Annotated in this window: 17 protein-coding genes; 3 read left to right on the forward strand and 14 right to left on the reverse strand. The window is 32.2% G+C overall.

Going from position 1 to position 17293, the window contains the following annotated elements; all coding sequences use genetic code 11:
- Positions 1-10: 10 nt before the first annotated feature.
- The 6 genes from ACVBED_RS10005 to ACVBED_RS10030 form a co-directional block, all read right to left on the reverse strand.
- Entirely contained in the window at positions 11-1660 is a 1650-nt protein-coding gene (locus ACVBED_RS10005) for a DNA repair protein RecN (RefSeq protein WP_447120143.1), read from the reverse strand.
- Positions 1661-1706: 46 nt separating this feature from the next.
- Positions 1707-2612: a type IX secretion system protein PorD gene (gene porD / locus ACVBED_RS10010; protein WP_447120144.1), complete on the reverse strand. Its 906-nt coding sequence runs from the start codon at positions 2610-2612 to the stop codon at positions 1707-1709.
- A gap of 37 nt (positions 2613-2649) precedes the next feature.
- Entirely contained in the window at positions 2650-3849 is a 1200-nt protein-coding gene (gene coaBC / locus ACVBED_RS10015; protein WP_473094957.1) for a bifunctional phosphopantothenoylcysteine decarboxylase/phosphopantothenate--cysteine ligase CoaBC, read from the reverse strand.
- A gap of 109 nt (positions 3850-3958) precedes the next feature.
- A complete protein-coding gene (locus tag ACVBED_RS10020) occupies positions 3959-4282 on the reverse strand; it encodes a DNA-directed RNA polymerase subunit omega (RefSeq protein WP_447120146.1) in 324 nt (107 codons plus the stop codon).
- A gap of 41 nt (positions 4283-4323) precedes the next feature.
- Entirely contained in the window at positions 4324-5319 is a 996-nt protein-coding gene (locus ACVBED_RS10025; protein ID WP_447120147.1) for an outer membrane protein assembly factor BamD, read from the reverse strand.
- 101 nt (positions 5320-5420) lie between these two features.
- Positions 5421-6047, reverse strand: a complete 627-nt coding sequence (locus tag ACVBED_RS10030; RefSeq protein WP_447120148.1) for a TetR/AcrR family transcriptional regulator — start codon at positions 6045-6047, stop codon at positions 5421-5423.
- Positions 6048-6118: 71 nt separating this feature from the next.
- Between ACVBED_RS10030 and ACVBED_RS10035 the strand changes: the two genes are divergently transcribed.
- The 3 genes from ACVBED_RS10035 to rnpA are packed head-to-tail and all read left to right on the forward strand — an operon-like array spanning position 6119 to position 7844.
- Entirely contained in the window at positions 6119-6745 is a 627-nt protein-coding gene (locus ACVBED_RS10035) for a TatD family hydrolase (RefSeq protein ID WP_447120149.1), read from the forward strand.
- A gap of 5 nt (positions 6746-6750) precedes the next feature.
- Positions 6751-7479 (forward strand): tRNA threonylcarbamoyladenosine dehydratase, encoded by a 729-nt coding sequence (locus tag ACVBED_RS10040; RefSeq protein WP_447120150.1) that lies wholly within the window; start codon positions 6751-6753, stop codon positions 7477-7479.
- 2 nt (positions 7480-7481) lie between these two features.
- A complete protein-coding gene (rnpA, locus tag ACVBED_RS10045) occupies positions 7482-7844 on the forward strand; it encodes a ribonuclease P protein component (RefSeq protein WP_447120151.1) in 363 nt (120 codons plus the stop codon).
- A 3-nt stretch (positions 7845-7847) separates the two neighbouring features.
- Here the strand turns inward: rnpA and ACVBED_RS10050 are convergent, their stop codons facing one another.
- The 8 genes from ACVBED_RS10050 to ACVBED_RS10085 form a co-directional block, all read right to left on the reverse strand.
- On the reverse strand, positions 7848-9551 hold the full coding sequence (locus ACVBED_RS10050) for a hypothetical protein (RefSeq protein WP_447120152.1): 1704 nt from the start codon (positions 9549-9551) through the stop codon (positions 7848-7850).
- The gene (locus tag ACVBED_RS10055; protein ID WP_447120153.1) at positions 9551-10117 is read right to left on the reverse strand and encodes an LptE family protein; all 567 of its coding nucleotides are present in this window, start codon (positions 10115-10117) and stop codon (positions 9551-9553) included. The genes ACVBED_RS10050 and ACVBED_RS10055 overlap by 1 nt, the downstream gene beginning before the upstream one ends.
- A gap of 13 nt (positions 10118-10130) precedes the next feature.
- Positions 10131-10808, reverse strand: coding sequence for a hypothetical protein (locus ACVBED_RS10060; RefSeq protein WP_447120154.1), 678 nt, complete (start codon positions 10806-10808; stop codon positions 10131-10133).
- 2 nt (positions 10809-10810) lie between these two features.
- Positions 10811-12100: a sigma-54 interaction domain-containing protein gene (locus ACVBED_RS10065; protein WP_473094958.1), complete on the reverse strand. Its 1290-nt coding sequence runs from the start codon at positions 12098-12100 to the stop codon at positions 10811-10813.
- A 220-nt stretch (positions 12101-12320) separates the two neighbouring features.
- A complete protein-coding gene (gene miaB / locus ACVBED_RS10070) occupies positions 12321-13757 on the reverse strand; it encodes a tRNA (N6-isopentenyl adenosine(37)-C2)-methylthiotransferase MiaB (protein ID WP_473094959.1) in 1437 nt (478 codons plus the stop codon).
- An 82-nt stretch (positions 13758-13839) separates the two neighbouring features.
- Positions 13840-14568 carry a hypothetical protein gene (locus ACVBED_RS10075; RefSeq protein WP_473094960.1) on the reverse strand — a complete coding sequence of 243 codons (729 nt, stop codon included), beginning with the start codon at positions 14566-14568 and terminating at the stop codon, positions 13840-13842.
- A gap of 2 nt (positions 14569-14570) precedes the next feature.
- A complete protein-coding gene (gene lysA, locus ACVBED_RS10080) occupies positions 14571-15770 on the reverse strand; it encodes a diaminopimelate decarboxylase (protein ID WP_473094961.1) in 1200 nt (399 codons plus the stop codon).
- Between the two features lie 223 nt (positions 15771-15993).
- The gene (locus ACVBED_RS10085) at positions 15994-17262 is read right to left on the reverse strand and encodes a 3'-5' exonuclease (RefSeq protein WP_473095071.1); all 1269 of its coding nucleotides are present in this window, start codon (positions 17260-17262) and stop codon (positions 15994-15996) included.
- Positions 17263-17293 lie beyond the last annotated feature (31 nt).

Here is a 17293-nt window from a genome sequence, read left to right on the forward strand (position 1 = left end):
TTGTTACAGTTTAGCCAATTAATTCTTTTGCCTGCGAAATTGCAGCATCGGTAATCTTACTGCCAGAGAGCAATTGCGCAATTTCTTGCAGCTTTTCAGACTCATTTAAAGGAATAATATTGGATTGTGTTTTGCCTGAAATATCTTCTTTTACCACTTTATAATTATTATTTCCTTTGGCGGCAACTTGCGCAAGATGCGTGATGACAATTAACTGTAGATCTTTCGCCATTTCCTGCATCACATTACCCATTTCCTCGGCAATTTTACCAGAAACGCCTGTGTCAATCTCATCTAAAATTAAACTTGGTAATTCTGAATTTTCTGCCATTATTTTTTTGATGGAAAGCATTACCCGACCTCTTTCGCCACCAGAAATCGCCTCTTGAATTGGCTTTAAAGGAAAGCCTGAATTCGCTTGAAATAAAATTTGCATACTTTCTTTACCATAAATTGATAACGCCTCAGTTTCTTTTAATTCAACTTGAATTTTCGCTTTTTCTAATCCCAATTGTTTAATTATAACTTCAATTCTTTTTATAAAATCGGGAATAATTTTTTTTCTGTTATCACTTAAATTTTCTGCGGATTTTTCTAAATTTTTCTTTGAATTTTGAAGCGATTTTTCTGTCTTATCAATCTCATTTTCTAAATCTAAAAACTGAGACTGGTTTTCGGATATTTCATTTCTAATTGCTATCAATTCTTTCACAGAATTCACGTTATGTTTCAGAAACAAAGAATTTATCTTATTGGATCTAAAATTTAATTCCTGCAGTAATTCACCATTAATATCAATATTTTCACCTTCATTTTCTAACTCAAGAAGTAGATCTTTCAGCTCCAACCAAACTTCTTCAAGCCTTTGTTGTGGATTTTCAAACTGTGATGAAAGTTGGGCAATTCTATTTAATTTAATACGAACATCAGATAATTGAGAAAAAATTCCCACATCATCCTGCTGAAAAACCTGAATAAATTGCGCTAAGTTATCTGAGATCTGTTCCGCATTTTCCTGAGTATTTAGTTGCTCCTGAAGTTCATCAAAATTCAATTCATCAAGGTCTGCTTCTAACAATTCATTTAAAAGAAAATCTTTATAATCTGCTTCTTTATTTCCTTCCCTTAATTGGATTTTTAAATTTTCGAAATATCTTTTCAATTTTAAATAATCAGAGAACTCCTTTTGATAATTCGGAAGTAAATCCTTATTTTCAGAAAGTCCATCTATAATTTTAAACTGATAATCTTCGTTAAAAATATTGGAAGTTTCAAATTGAGAATGAATATCAATCAACCTTTGAGAGAGTTGTTTTAAAACCTCAAGTGTTACCGGCACATCATTAATAAAAGCACGCGATTTACCTGTTGGTAAAATTTCCCGACGAATTATGGTATGTGAATCGTAATCTAAATCTTGTGCTTCAAAATAATTCTTAAAATTATCATTTAATTTAAATTCTGCCTCTACAATGCTTTTTGACTCATAATTTGAAATAGATTTTACATCCGCTCTTTCTCCTAAAATTAATCTCAGCGCTCCTAAAATGATCGATTTTCCCGCACCAGTTTCACCCGTGATTACTTGTAAACCTTCATGCAAATTAATTTCAAGATGGTCTATTAAAGCAAAATTTTTGATGAAAATTCTTACAAGCATTTATTAAGTCGTTAGTTTATGGTTTTTTGAAAGCGGTAAGAAAAATCTATTTCCAAACATTCCACTTGCTCTCAATATCTTTAGGATCAAAAGTTGACATGATGGTCTTAAGGTCGTTCATATTAACCGAACCATTGTTACTGGTATTGAAGATATTAAAAATTTCGGCATTTTTAGTATCAATAAACAGACTAAAAGGATAATTTAGCTGAAAGTTATTTTCGTAAGCTTTCAATTGTAATAGTGAATTTGCTATATTTTGCTTGGCGCCACTTTGATCCTGTTTACTAAGATTATCCATGCCGGAACGGTGGTATACATAAAAAGTATTTCTTAAAATGTTACTGTTTTCATTTAAAAGTCCATCAATTAATCCTGCTCTTGTTTTCGGGCCCTCCACTATCGACCAACCTGCAAAGTTTTGATTTTGAGAATTTTGTGAAATTTTTTGAGCTTTCTGAAAGTAATCCTCGCCACCTTTTGATTTAAAACTATCCGCATCGTATCCTAAAACTGTATAAACATAAAAACTAATGACATCTATTAAATTTTTACCAGAAAATTGTCTTTCATTAAAAATTAAATTTTCATTCTCAGTGTAAGTAAAAGCAAAATTAGTATCATTAAGATTTAGTAACGGACTTTCATAAGTTGAGTCAAAAGTTGGGCGAACTGCTTGTACAACAATGCTGCCCTTAAATGAATTATTATCAGGACGCGATGAAATAATAATTGAAAAATTACATTTTATTTTTTCAAAGTTTTGAAGTTTTTTTCCGGTCCAACTGGTATTATTTATAAAATCCCGTAAACTTTTTTCTAATGTTTTAAAAACCTGCACGTTACTCCCACCGATCTGGCTGTAGTTTACTTGTACATTTGCCAATAATTCTTGTGCTGGAAAAGAACTTGAGAAAATAATTAAAAGGAAAAATGCGATAAATTTCTTCATTTATTTTTTTAAATTTTAAAACGGAAATATAATTAAATTATTTCAAAATCTGCGTTTCTATAAAGTCCAAAATATCTTGTGCGACCGCTTTTTTCGATTTCAAATCAAAGTCTAAGATTTCATTTGCAGTCAAAATTTTAATTTTATTAGTATCCTTTTTAAAACCAGCTCCATCATCTTGAAGTGAGTTTAAAATAATCATGTCCAAATTTTTCTTACTCAATTTTTCTTTTGCATATGCTTCTTCATTATTGGTTTCAAGAGCAAAACCCACTAAAAATTGATGGTTCTTATTTTCTCCCATGTATTTTAAAATATCAGGATTTTTCACCAGTTCTAAAGTCATAGAGTTTTCTGATTTTTTTATTTTGTCTTTGGCAATTTCTTTTGGTGCATAATCTGCCACTGCCGCACTCGCAATAGCGATGTCTACATTTGCATAACACTCAAAAACTTTCGTAAACATTTCCTTTGCGGAAGTTACGCGGTGTAGATCAATATTTTTGCTTTCGGTATTTAAAACAGATGGTCCAGAAATTAGAATCACTTTTGCGCCACGTTTTGCAGCTTCTTCCGCCAATGCAAAACCCATTTTCCCGGAAGAATGATTGCCTATAAAACGCACAGGGTCAATTGCTTCGTAAGTTGGTCCGGCAGTTATTAAAACCGTTTTTCCAGTTAAAGTTTCTTTAATATCTAAAAAAGAGCTTATCGTTCCTAAGATAGTTTCATTTTCCGCTAATCTTCCTTGCCCCTCCAAGCCACTTGCTAATTCGCCAAATTCTGCCGGAATTATTATGTGCCCGAAATCTTCTGCTTTTTCTAAATTTTGTAAAGTTGAAGGATGTCTATACATATCCAAATCCATTGCCGGAGCGATAAACACAGGCGATTTCGCCGACATATAGACCGCGAGCAAAAGATTATCACACATTCCATTGACCATTTTCGAAAGCGTGTTAGCTGTGCAAGGCGCCATTAAAATTAGATCTGCCCAAAGCGCCAATTCAACGTGATTATTCCAAACGTCATTATCATCATAAAATTCAGAAAAAACTGGATTGTTAGACAAAGTTGAAAGCGTTAATTTAGAAACAAATTTCTCTGCGGAAGGCGATAATATCACCTGAACTTCTGCACCAAGTTTAATGAAATCCCTTACCAGATAATTCATCTTATAAGCAGCGATTCCGCCGGAAATCCCTAAAACTATTTTCTTGCCTTGAAGTGACGCCATATTTTAAAACTGTGATACGAAATTACTTAATTAAAATTAACTTTAAATTGGTATAAAAAAAAATCACAAAAGCAGAACTTTTGTGATTGTAAATTTTTAACGGTAAAAATTATATTTTCTCTTCTGTTTTTCTGAAATAAATTTCATCATCTAACCATTCTTTGATTGCGATTGATGTTGGTTTAGCTAATTTCTCGTAATGCTTGGAAATTTCGATTTGTTCTCTATTTTCAAAAACCTCTTCTAAAGTTGCATTATGAACAGCAAATTCATCTAATTTACCGTGAAGTTCAGAGCGGATTTCTGCATTAATTTGCTCGGCTCTTTTACCCATAATTACGATGGCTTCGTAAATAGAATCAACCTTTTTCTCTATTTTATCTTTATCGTAAGTTACGGTACTTAATTCTGCTTTTGAATCTTTTATGCTCATTTTGAGATATTTATTTTATTTGAAGTGTGCAAAGATACAATTTATCTTCTAATTTTAAAAGTGGCCGCCGGCTTTGGTGTTGCAAGTTTTGCACTATCTCTTAAGGTCTGATTGGCTTTATTTTCTGATTTCACCTGATTTTTAGCTTGATCTTTCTGTGTTTGATCTGCAGCAATTTTATCAACCGCAATTTTCTGCTTTTTTCCAAACTCTACATTTCTTGTGTCTACTGCAGCCTTTAATTTGATGAATTTTTCCTTTTCAGTTTTCAAATTTTCTCGGTATTTCAAAGCATCAGCAGCATATTCCGATCCGGCCAATTCTTTTTCTACAGTTACAGTGTAAGCCAGGGCATTATCAATCCTGTCCGATTTCAAATCATAAATAGAATTCATTGCCAGTTGATACCGGGATCTCATAATGTAATCGGTAATTTTTGGTTTTAACTTTGTCGCGGGGAAATCATTTAAAACATTTTCAAAAGTGACGTTTGCCGCTTTATAATCTGCCATTTTAAAGTATTGACGTGCATTTTCATAAGCCTTAAATTCTAGTTTATAAGAGAGCTCATCTATTAACTGTCCAATATTTTTAGAACGTTCTGAATTTGGATAGGTATTTAAAAAATCTTGTAACTCATTTATTGCCGCAGTTGTACTTGTTTGGTCTAAATTATATTCCTGTGAATCCTGATAGTAACACAGAGCTGACAAATAAGCTGCTTCTTCACGGCGAGGGTCATCTGTATATCTTACCGCAAAATTTTTGAACTGATGTCCCGCTAAACGATAGTTTTTATCATAGTAATTAGCATAAGCTGTTTTATATGCGATGGTTTGCAATTCGTCTGTCCCAGCCACTAAATTAGCAACGCGATCATATAAAACTAAGGCATCTTTCCATTTTTTTTGCTCAAATTTTTGATTGGCCACTTTTAGAATAAATTCTTTATCTGCACTTTTCATGGCCTGATCCTGAAGCTTGTTGCAAGAACTTACCACAAATAAAGCAAGAATTATAATGATATATTTTTTCATAAGGTGTATGTCAGAATGCGTTTTTTCTGCTCTGAACTTTCAATCTGCAAAAATAGAATTTTTTTCTCAATCCTATTATATTTAAGATATTTTAACTTTTTTTATTGTACAGTGTATCCCAAAAGTGCAAAAACACTGGTCAAAAGATTTTCCTGCACTTTTCTTTCAGCGGCCGCAAAGTAGTTTTCATCAGTTTCTCTGATATAAAGTTCATAAAAATTTCTATTTCTGATGACAAAAAGTGTAGAGCCTAAAACTAAAGTGAGAATGTCTTCAGACTTGGGAATATTTATAAACGCACCACTGACCAGTCCCTTTTTTACCACCTCATCTATTTTATTAGCACAAATTTGATATAAGGCCAGAAGATCGTCTTTTAAATGTTCCGTGTGCCGAAGTTCCTGTGTCACAAAACCGTGGAAGTAATTATATTTAAATAATTGATGTATCAAAAACTTCACAATTTCTTTCATTTGCATTTCTGGTCTACCCTCTTTTATAGTTTCAGAAAACTCAGAAAAACCTTCTTTTGTCCGTTGCACACGGTATTGATAAAGATAAGACATCATTTTTTCTTTAGACCCAAAGTAGTATGAAATCATCGCCACATTGATCTGTGCTTTTGTGGAAATATCCCTAACAGAAGTTCCTTCAAATCCTTTCTTGGCAATTAATTCCTCGGCAACATCTAAAATATGAATTTGTTTATCGGTAAATTTTTTTTTCATTAAAGGTCTTTCTGTAAAGTTATAAAAATAAACGGTTGTTTAATTGATATTACTTTTTTTATCTTTGGTAGATGAGAAATTTTAATTTCCACCATCACTCTTACGAAAATTTTGGAATTTATAATTTAGATTTTAGCGAAAAGATTCCCGAGTCGATTTTTTCTGCGGGCATTCATCCAAAAGATATTTTAGAAGATTTTGAGTTCCAATTGTCTTGGTTGAAAAAAACTGCCGAAAATAAAAAATGTGTCGCAATCGGTGAATGTGGTTTAGATAGTTTGGCAGATAAAAATTTACAAATACAAAAAGAAGTTTTTACGCGACAAATTTATTTAGCTAACGACTTACAAAAACCGTTAATTATTCATTGTGTTCGGCAGTTTCACGAACTTTTAAATTATAGAAAAATCGCAAAAGTTCCAATGGTTATTCACGGTTTTAATAAAAAATCAACGGTTGGAAATGAACTTTTAGTAAAAGGTTTTTATTTTAGTTTGGGGAAATCATTGTTACAAAACGTAGATTTGCAAGACTTTTTTAAGTCGATTCCTTTGGATAAATTTTTCTTAGAAACTGATGCGTCAGAAATGGACGTTTGTTTAATTTATCAAAAAGCAGCAGAAATAAAAAGTTTATCACTTGAAAATTTAAACAAAATAATTCAAATAAACCTCAACAAAATAGGGATTAATATTTAGATTTTATGGACAAAAATTGGCTTGAACGCACCGAACTTCTAATAACAAAAAATGGAATAAATTCTTTAAAAAAAGCACATATCTTAGTAGTGGGATTAGGCGGAGTAGGATCTTATGCAGCTGAATTTTTAGCGAGATCAGGCGTGGGAAGTTTAACTATTGTAGATGGAGATACCGTAGATCTAACGAATATTAATCGGCAACTTCCTGCGCTTCATTCTACACTTGGGAAAGAAAAAGCAGATGTGATGGAAGCGCGTTTACAAGATATTAACCCAGAGATAAATATTATAAAGATCAATCGTTTTCTTAATCCTGAAGAAATGATGGCTTTATTTGATGATCAAAACTTTGATTACGTTGTTGATTGTATCGACAGCTTAAGTCCGAAAGTAGAATTACTAAAATTAGCAAAAAGAAATAAAACCAAGATCATAAGTTGCATGGGAGCAGGCGGAAAATTAGATCCGAGTAAAATTATCGTACGAGACATCAGTAAAACAAATCATTGTTTTTTAGCAAAACAAGTGAGAAAACGTTTGAAAAAAGAAAAAATTGATAAGGGAATTCGGTGTGTATTTTCGACTGAAATACAGGAAGAAGAAAGTTTACATTTAACAGATGGTGCAAATTATAAAAAATCTTTTTACGGCACGATCAGTTATATTCCCGCCCTTTTTGGTTTATTTGCTGCTGCAGAAGTCATTAATTATTTAATAGAAAAAGAAAACTGATTTTGAAGGAATTTGGCTATTCAAAGGAAGAAAAATTAAAACAAAAAAAAGAAATTGCACTTTTATTTGAAAAAGGAAAATGGCAAACTTGTGGCAATTTGCGGATTATTTTTTTAAAGGAAAATCTGTCACAACAACTACAATTCGGCGTTTCCGTTTCGAAAAGATTTTACAAAAAAGCGGTCGACAGAAATCGTATTAAACGATTGTTGCGTGAGTCATTCCGTCTAAATAAATCTGAATTTAAAACTGCATTTGGAGAAAATTCCTCAGCGATGTTATTTTATATTTCGCCTACAAAACCAAATCATTTTAACGAAATTGAAGCCAATTTTTCAAAACTTTGCAACTTAAAAAAGAAATAATAACTAAAACTTTTGATTTCGCAGCTCCTTAATTTTCAATAATTTTTCGTTAAAACTATCTGCTTTTGCGGGATTTTTTTCGATTAAAAGTTCGAAGGCTTTTTGCGCTTTGGAATAGAGTTTTTGGTCTAAGTATAAATTTGCTAAAGTTTCCGTCATCAGATGAGAAATATTATCGCCTTTATCTTTTATAATAAAACTCGATTCCTCTTTTAATTTAGAGATTTTCGGCTCTCTTTCAATAAAGCTTTCAATGGCTTTTTGCCTGATATTTTCTTTTATAACCGGTGTTTCTGGATTTAATTTTAACCAAGTTTGCCAAGTATTTATGAACACAGGAACATTGCTGATTTCTTCATCTAAAGAGTTTTCGTTAATTTTTTCAGCAGTTTCTGAATCAATAACTTTTTCTTCATTTGAAATTATTAGTTCATTTGGATTTTTCTGAATTTCTTCTAGTTTTTCCTCAATTAACTCCTCTTTTTCAACTGAAGATTCAGTTTTTTCTGAAATTTCATTATTTCTAAAAACTGACTTTTTAGTAGAAAAATCAATTGCTTTCCAAGATGAAACAACCTCATTTTTTTCAACTTCTACTTTAGAATTATCTTCATTTTTTTGATTTTCCAGAACTTTTTCTTCGTGTTCTTCATTAGAAATACCAGTATAATTTAAGGAATGATTTTCTATTAAATCATCTTCATTCACAACATTTTTTACTGAAGATTTTTTCATTTTAGCTTCCACTTCAGCAATTAATTTCTGTATTTCAGCTTCGTGCTTGCTCATTTTATTTTCAGCTTTGAAATATGGTACAACTTCTGCCTTAATTTTAATTTTTACATTTGGGAGAAATTCTGATTCGCCATGAAAACTAAGTTCAGCACCACTTTCAATAATTTTTTCTTCAGATTTTATAGCATCTTCATTAATAAAGGTTTCAGTTGTAAATATCCTGATTGTTGCATCAAAATCCTGTGAAACAGTTTCTATCTGTTTTAAACTTAACGATTGCTTTTCATTGATGATCTCATCTTCAACTTGAATATTTTTATCAATTCCATGAAAACTTAGTTCGGCTGAATTATCCAAAATAACGTCTTCATTTTTTATTTTTTCTTCCTTAATAATAGTTTCCGAAGTAAACTTATGTGTCGTATGTGCAAATTCCCCTGAATTTGCCTCTGTACTTGCGATCACAATTTTTCCAGATTCTTGCGTTGCTTCCAAATCGATTGACAGCGTCTCTTCATTTAAAAAATCTTCTTCACCTTCAAATAAAATTCGGTTCAATTCCCCGTCAATAAAAACCTCATTCGGTAAATTAAACTGCTCAATTTCTATTTCCTGAAATCTTGTCTCTGGCGTTGCAATCAATTTTTCAACTTTTGAAAGTTCATCTTTTTCCACTAAACTTTCTGAATGTATATTCGTATTAATTGTATTTAAATCTTCGACGCTTAACTTTTCTTCAATTTTCTTCTGATGAATTAGTTGGTATAAAATTTTTTTATCCGTTGTGAATGCTGCCGTTTCTGATAATTTCGCAGCAAAATCTTCTCCTTTAAAACGATGTGTCGCCAACAACTGAAGTGCCCGAAAACTTTGAATGTAAGGGTTTTTTGAAATTTCTTTTTCAAGAATTTCAATATCGTTAAAACTTAATAAGTCAGGATTTTTTACTATTTCTAAAAGTCTGTTATTCATTACCAATTGGCTACAATGTCATTAAAAATTTTATTGATGATGCGATCATTTACCAACTTTACTTGTGTAGTTTCTATCTGATTGATATCTAGACCACTGCTAAATACAGCCTCATCAGAATACGATCTATCAAAACTTTTTGCTTCTTCACCTTTCACATGATTTTCATAGTGAACTTGCACAGTAATTGTCAATTTATTCTGCGCAGCTTGCAAAACGCCGCCAGGTGCATTCACGGAAGTTGATATCGTCGTCGGTGAAATACTGTAATTTGTAATTGACCCTTCCACTAAAATATCAGGATTGGTTTTTGTTCCCTTTAAAGTTGTACGCTGCAAAAACCTGTTTTGCAAATCAGTTGAAAATTGCTGTGCTAAATTTGGATTTACCAAAGCCGCATTATTTGGGAAATCATTAATTTGAACAGTTTTCGTCTCCGGGCTTAGTGATGAACCTGTGAAACTATAGCAGTTGATAAGTAAGAATGCAAACGGTAAAAGCAAAAATGCTTTAGAACGATTACTTTTTTTTAATTGTAAATTATTTTTATTGAAAATATTTATCATTAAATAATCAATTTTAAATTGTTCCTATTTCTTTTATTTCGTCAAATTGAATCTGTTTGATCGCATCCTCATAAGCTAAAAACTGACAAACATAATTGTACGGTAAAGTTAGCAAAACCCCAATAAAACACAGTATAATTCCAATTTGACTTAAAAAACTTATTACGAAAGCGAAAAGCAGAATATTCCACGCATTTCCATTGGTCATAGTTTGAGACATCTTCCAAGCTGTTTTAATATCTTTAACATTTGCCACAGATATTAGCGCTGGCATGTAAAAGCCTTTTATAATAAAATAAAAACTAAATATAACTAATGAGAGAGCGTAAATTGGAATTAAAAAACTGAAAGATTCTGAAGTTTGATGTGAAAGGAAAATGATTAATAAGAGGGGAATTTCAAAAACGATAACTGCCCCGAAAATGATCAACTGTAAATAAAAGTAGATAAGAAAATCCTCAAAATTAAAAATATCCGAAGCTTCCGCTGGTTCCCCATTAAAGGTTTTATGACAAAATTTATAAAAATTTCCAAAAGCCAATAATGTACAAAAAGGAATAATAGTCATTAAAATGGTTATTAAAAAAGCACCAAGATATTTACCATAATTCTTCTTCAAAATTTCAAAACCCTGGCTTAGATAATCGCCGAAGTTAAAATCGATTGGTTTAATATTTAGTCTTACTTCCATCCTTATTCTTCTAAATTATATTGTTTTATTTTTCTATAAAGCGTTCTCTGGGAAATTCCAAGTTCGCTCGCAGCTTTATTTCTTCTTCCTTTGTGCTTATCTAAAGCTTTCACAATAAGTTCGCGTTCATTATTTTGAAGTGAAAGTGAATCGGTTTTTGGCTCTTCAATTTCAATATCTTCTACATCGTGATAATCTTCTGCTTCCTTTTGCTGTGAATTTTGATTGTTAAAATTGCCGGTATTTTTGGAATTTTCAAAATAAAGCAAAGAATTGGAATTTTGTGGCGGAGCCTCCGAAGTATAAATTCTATTAATAAGATTTTTTTCCTGATTGCTAAAATCTTCGCTTGTTCTGTTCTTAATAAGTTCTGAAGTTAAAGATTTTAAATCATTTAGATCAGTCCTCATATCAAACAAAATCTTATACATAATGTCGCGTTCGGAATTAAATTCTGACGAAGACCCGGATGAATTATTGTTTTTCTGAATCACCGCAGGAAGTTGGTTCAGCACCGGAATATATTCTGCTAATTTCACCGCATTAATTTCTCTATTTTGCTCAACAACAGTCACTTGTTCTACCAAATTTTTTAATTGTCTAATATTTCCAGGAAATGGAAAATTTTCTAAATAATTCACCGCGTCATCGGTCAATTTTAATTCTGGCATTCTGTATTTTTCAGCAAAATCTATGGCAAATTTTCTAAAAAGCAAATGAATGTCGCCTTTTCTTTCGCGCAAAGCAGGCATATCGATTTGAACAGTGTTCAATCGGTAATACAAATCTTCCCGAAATCTTCCGTTTGTAATGGCGCTCATCATATTAACATTGGTTGCGGCCACAATTCTCACATTCGTCTTTTGTACTAATGAAGAACCAACTTTAAAAAACTCGCCACTTTCTAAAACTCTTAAAAGTCTAACTTGCGTTTGCAATGGCAATTCGCCAACCTCATCTAAAAAAATTGTACCGCCATCTGCGACTTCAAAATAACCTTTTCTGGTAGAGGTTGCGCCAGTAAAAGCGCCTTTTTCATGTCCAAAAAGTTCCGAATCTATGGTTCCTTCTGGGATTGCACCACAATTTACGACAATATAAGGTTGGTGTTTTCTACGGGATTCACCGTGGATTATTTTTGGAATAAACTCTTTTCCAACTCCAGACTCTCCCATCACTAAAACTGAAATATCAGTTGGCGCAACTTGCACGGCTTTTTCTAAAGCACGATTAAGAACCGGATAATTTCCGATAATGCCGAATCGCGTTTTTATGGATTGTAAATCTGTCATTTATCTTTTTTGTATAATGTAAAATTACAATGTGTTTTCTAAATATTCTCGTCTAATAATTTTATAAAAACTATATTGATTTCTCGCAAAAATTGCAGCCCGACTTGAGTGAAACTCTTTTTCTATGTAGCAAAGCGGAATAGAAAAAAGTGGGAACGGAAGGCGGAAATGCTGCATAAATAATAAGTAAGCCTTCGACAAAGTCAATTGTCTGCCCAAACTATAAAACCGTTTCTCCTAAAAGTGTGCCTTGAGTATTTCCATGGACAAAAACATCAACAAAGTCCCCTAATTTCTGACCTTCTAACATATCAAAAACGCAAACTGCATTTTGTGAGATCCGGCCTTTCCATTGGTTTTTATTCTTTTTAGAAACGCCTTCAATTAAAACCTGATGGACTTTTCCGGAATAACCTTCCATTCTTTTTCGGGATAATTCTCCTTGTAAAGCAATGACTTCGGCTAATCTTTTTTGTTTTAAATCTGCTGGAATATCATCTTCCATTTTTTTGTGGGCCGGCGTTCCAGGACGTTCTGAGTAGGAAAACATATAACCGTAATCGAATTCTACTTCACGCATTAAACTCAAAGTTTGCTGGTGATCTTCGTCAGTTTCGGTGCAAAAACCAACCATCATATCCTGTGAAAATGAAACATCTGGAATAATTTCTTTGGCTCTTTTTATTAAATGTAAATATTCTTCGCGCGTGTGTTGGCGATTCATTTTTTCTAAAATCCGGTTGCTTCCACTTTGCACAGGAAGGTGAACGTAATTACAAATATTATCATGTTTTGCAATCGTGTGAAAAACATCTTCCGACATATCGTGCGGATTAGAAGTTGAAAATCTGATGCGTAATTCCGGAACCGCAACTGCAACCATTCCAAGTAATTGCGCGAAATTAACGGCTGTTGCTTGTTGCATTTCTGATGCTTTATTAAAATCTTTTTTCGGACCGCCGCCAAACCATAAATAAGAATCGACGTTTTGACCTAAAAGTGTGATTTCTTTATAGCCGTTTTCGGCTAAATTTTTACATTCTTCTAAAATAGAATGCGGATCACGGCTTCTCTCCCGACCTCTGGTAAAAGGAACGACACAAAATGTGCACATATTATCGCAACCTCTTGTAATTGTCACAAAAGAAGTGACGCCGTTTCCGCCCAAGCGAACGGGATTGATATCTGCGTACGTTTCTTCTTTGGAAAGAATCACGTTTATCGCATCTCTTCCATCGTCCGTTTCTTTCAAAAGATTTGGTAAATCTCTGTAAGCATCAGGACCGACAACTAGATCTACTAATTGTTCTTCTTCTAAAAACTTGGTTTTCAAGCGTTCTGCCATACAACCCAAAACACCAACTGTAATGCTCGGTTTTTCTTTCTTTAAATTTTTGAACTGCGCCAAACGCATCCTCACGGTTTGCTCAGCTTTCTCACGAATTGAACAGGTATTTAATAAAATTAAATCTGCTTCTTCTACATTTAAAGTCGTGTTGTAACCTTGGTCATTTAGAATAGAAGCCACTATTTCAGAATCTGAGAAATTCATCTGGCAACCGTAACTTTCCAAGAATAATTTCTTGCCGTTCCCAGGTTTTTCTGCTATTGCGTAGGCTTCGCCCTGTTTAGTTTCGTCTATATATTTTTCCTGCACTTCTAAAAATTTTAAATTTTGAATTTTAGATTTTAAATTCAAGTTGCAAAGATAGAAAAATTAGGACAGAATGGCAGGTAATTTATTGCGATTGTAAATTGAAATTTAATGTGAAGTTAAATGGTTTTTTAGAAAGATCATAACCTTTAGGAATAATCCACTTTGTTTTTATTTTCTTTAGAGCAGAAAGTAAACTTTTTTCGAAATCTGAATTATGTGGTGTCGAGTTAGCACTTATATCAAACATTTCACCCTTACTATTAACTGATAATTTTATTTGACAATTTATTTTTTCGTTAGAATCTAAACCTGAAAGATTAAACTCTTTTGAAAATTTATTCCTAAATTCATTAATTCCGCCAGGAAAACGAACTTGATTTTTTTGAATAGGAATTCCTATGTAGTCTTCTTCATAATTTTCAAATAAATCATTAGGAATAAAATCGAATTCATAAATCGCTGCTGTTTTTTGATTTTGATAAATGGCTGGTTTCCAATTTTTCAAATAAGGAAGAACTTTCTTTGCAAGATCATAAGCGCATTTATTTTGGGCAATTGCTAAGGAATCGTCTGTATTTCTAATTATTGAAATAGACGCATCTTTTTTAATAATAAGCGCAACTTTAAAATGCTGAAGTGTGTCTTTGCATTTTTCAAAATTATGTTCCACCAAATTTTTATGTAAATCTTTATACATCTGTTGTTTTCCTCCAAAATAAGCTACTTGTCCAGCAGGATATAGATAAATGCCATTTTCTTGCGAGAAACCTAGAACTGAAATTAAAAAGAAAAGTATTATACTTTTTTTCATGTTTAAATAACCTCAATCTGATTTCTCAATAAGTCTTCAAACTCGTCCCTCCGTCTAATAAGATGCGCTTTTCCGTCTAACCATAGAACTTCCGCCGGTTTTAAACGGGAGTTAAAATTAGAACTCATTTCAAAACCATAAGCGCCGGCATTTCTAAAAACCAAAACATCGCCTTCACGCACTTCATTTATTTTTCTATCCCACGCAAAAGTATCGGTTTCACAGATATTTCCGACTACCGTGTAAATTCTTTCTGCACCTTTTGGATTAGAAAGATTTTCTATTTTGTGGTAAGAATCGTAAAACATTGGACGAATTAAATGATTAAACCCAGAATTAACACCAACGAAAGTGGTCGCCGTTGTTGGCTTAATTACATTTGATTTCACAATAAAATGACCACTTTCACTCACTAAAAATTTTCCCGGTTCAAACCAAAGTTCGAGTTTTTTGCCTTGCTCTTTATTAAAATCAGACAAGGCTTTTTCCACTTTTTTACCTAAAGATTTTACATCCGTTTCTAGATCACCATCTTGATAAGGCACTTTAAAACCACTTCCCATATCGAGATATTTCAAATCTGGAAAATTTTCTGACATTTCAAACAAGATTTCTAAACCCTGCACAAAAACGTCCACGTCTTTTATTTCGCTTCCTGTGTGCATGTGAAGTCCTTCTACGCGTAGATTTGTAGATTTTATAACGCGTTCAATATGTCTTAATTGATGAATAGAAATCCCAAATTTTGAATCAATATGTCCCGTCGAAATTTTATAATTACCACCTGCAAAAATATGTGGATTAATACGCACAAAAATGGGATAAGAATTTCCGTATTTTGTACCAAATTGCTCTAAAATAGAAATATTATCAATATTGACGTGAACTTTAAGCGCAACTGCTTCTTCAATCTCTGTGAAATCTACACAGTTTGGCGTAAATAAAATATGATCAGCCGTAAACCCCGCTTTTAATCCCAACTTTACTTCACTAATGGAAACGCAATCTAACGAAGCGCCTAAATTTTTAATATATTTTAAAATATTAATATTGGTTAAAGACTTCGCAGCATAAAAGAAACGGGTATTCTTCGTAAAAGAATCTGTTAGTTTTTGATATTGTGTTTTGATAGATTCTGCATTATAAACATAGGTTGGCGTGCTGAATTCCTGTGCGATTTTAAGTAAGGTTTTATCTGTCATGAGGTTGTTTTTTAAATTAAAAAAGCAGGCTACAAAAGAGCCTGCTTTACAAATATTATTAAATATTGGCTCTTAATCTACGAAGATTGCTTTAGAGAAAAACTTTTTCCCTTTTGCCGCAAACTTTTTTATAGATGTGTGAACCTTCATTTTATTTCAGTTAAATTTTTGACAAAAATAATTTTTTTTATTGAATAATGAACTATTTAGAAAATGGACTTTATTACTCTTTAGCAATTTCATTTTTTTTTGGATGTGGGATTATTTCAAAATAATTTTTCAAAAGTCCCAATTTCATATAATTTTCCATAAGTTTCGGCTCAAAAGAAATATCAATTTTAAGTTTTTTTATCATTTCCCAAGATTTTATTTGGTGGTATAATTCATAAAAACCGAAACCTGTTAAAAGTCCATTTTCAATTATCATAAAGGATTTTTCGCCTAAAGTTCGGCCTTCCGAAATCCACAATTCATTACGGTTTTCTAAATTTATAATAGAATTGAAGTTTTCAAAATCCTTAAATTCTGCTTTTTCTTCCGCATATTTCAACACTTTTGAGGCCTGCGAAAAGGATTTCAGTTTTAATAATGGTTTTATTTTTTTTACAGAAGTCAATCTTTTTATGCTGAATTTTTCATTGATATAAAACAATCCAAATAATGCACGATTATCTTTTGTGATTTTTTTATTAAGCATTAAAATTCTCGCAAGAACTTCATTTCCAACCAATTCATAATTAATCTGCTCTGATAATTGCTGAATATGGTACCACTTTTTAGCCTTAGAATTCAGAATATTTTTTGAAATCCTATACAAATCTGTGACATAATCTAGATAAAGTAATTTTCCGTTTTCATCCTGAAAGTAAACCAAACCTTTCTTCGAAGGCAGAGTTTCCGTCAATTTTTTTATTTTATTTAAAAAAGTTTTTGAGCGCGCTTCTTCCTGTTGTTTTTGAATAATTTCTGCGGATTGGTCTTTCAGCATGAGTAATTTAAACAGATCTAAAGTTGCTCTCGCATCGCCACCTGCGCGGTGTTTTTCCGTTAAAGGAATGCCGATGGATTTGCAAAGTTTGCTTAAAGAATAACTTTTTTCTTCAGGAATTAATTTTCTTGCAAGTGGAATTGTGTCGATGGTTTCACGTTCAAATTCAAATCCCAAAGCGGAAAATGATTGCCGCAACATTCTGTAATCAAAATCTACATTATGACCAACGACGGTTGTATTTTGAGTTATCTCAACAATTCTTTTCGCAATTTCATGAAATTTCGGCGCCGTTCGTACCATATTTTGGGTGATTCCCGTTAATTTCTGTACGAAAGGTGTAATTTCACTTTGCGGATTTACCATCGAAATAAACTGGTCTAAAACCTGATGCCCATCGAATTTATAAATGGCGATTTCTGTGATTTGTTCTTCCCGAAAGGCAGCGCCATTGCTTTCTATATCTATAATTGAATACATTATTTTCTTTAAAATCTGAAAAATTAAATCTAAATTTCAGACTGGTATTTTTTTT

It is taken from the genome of Halpernia sp. GG3 (genome assembly GCF_052976925.2).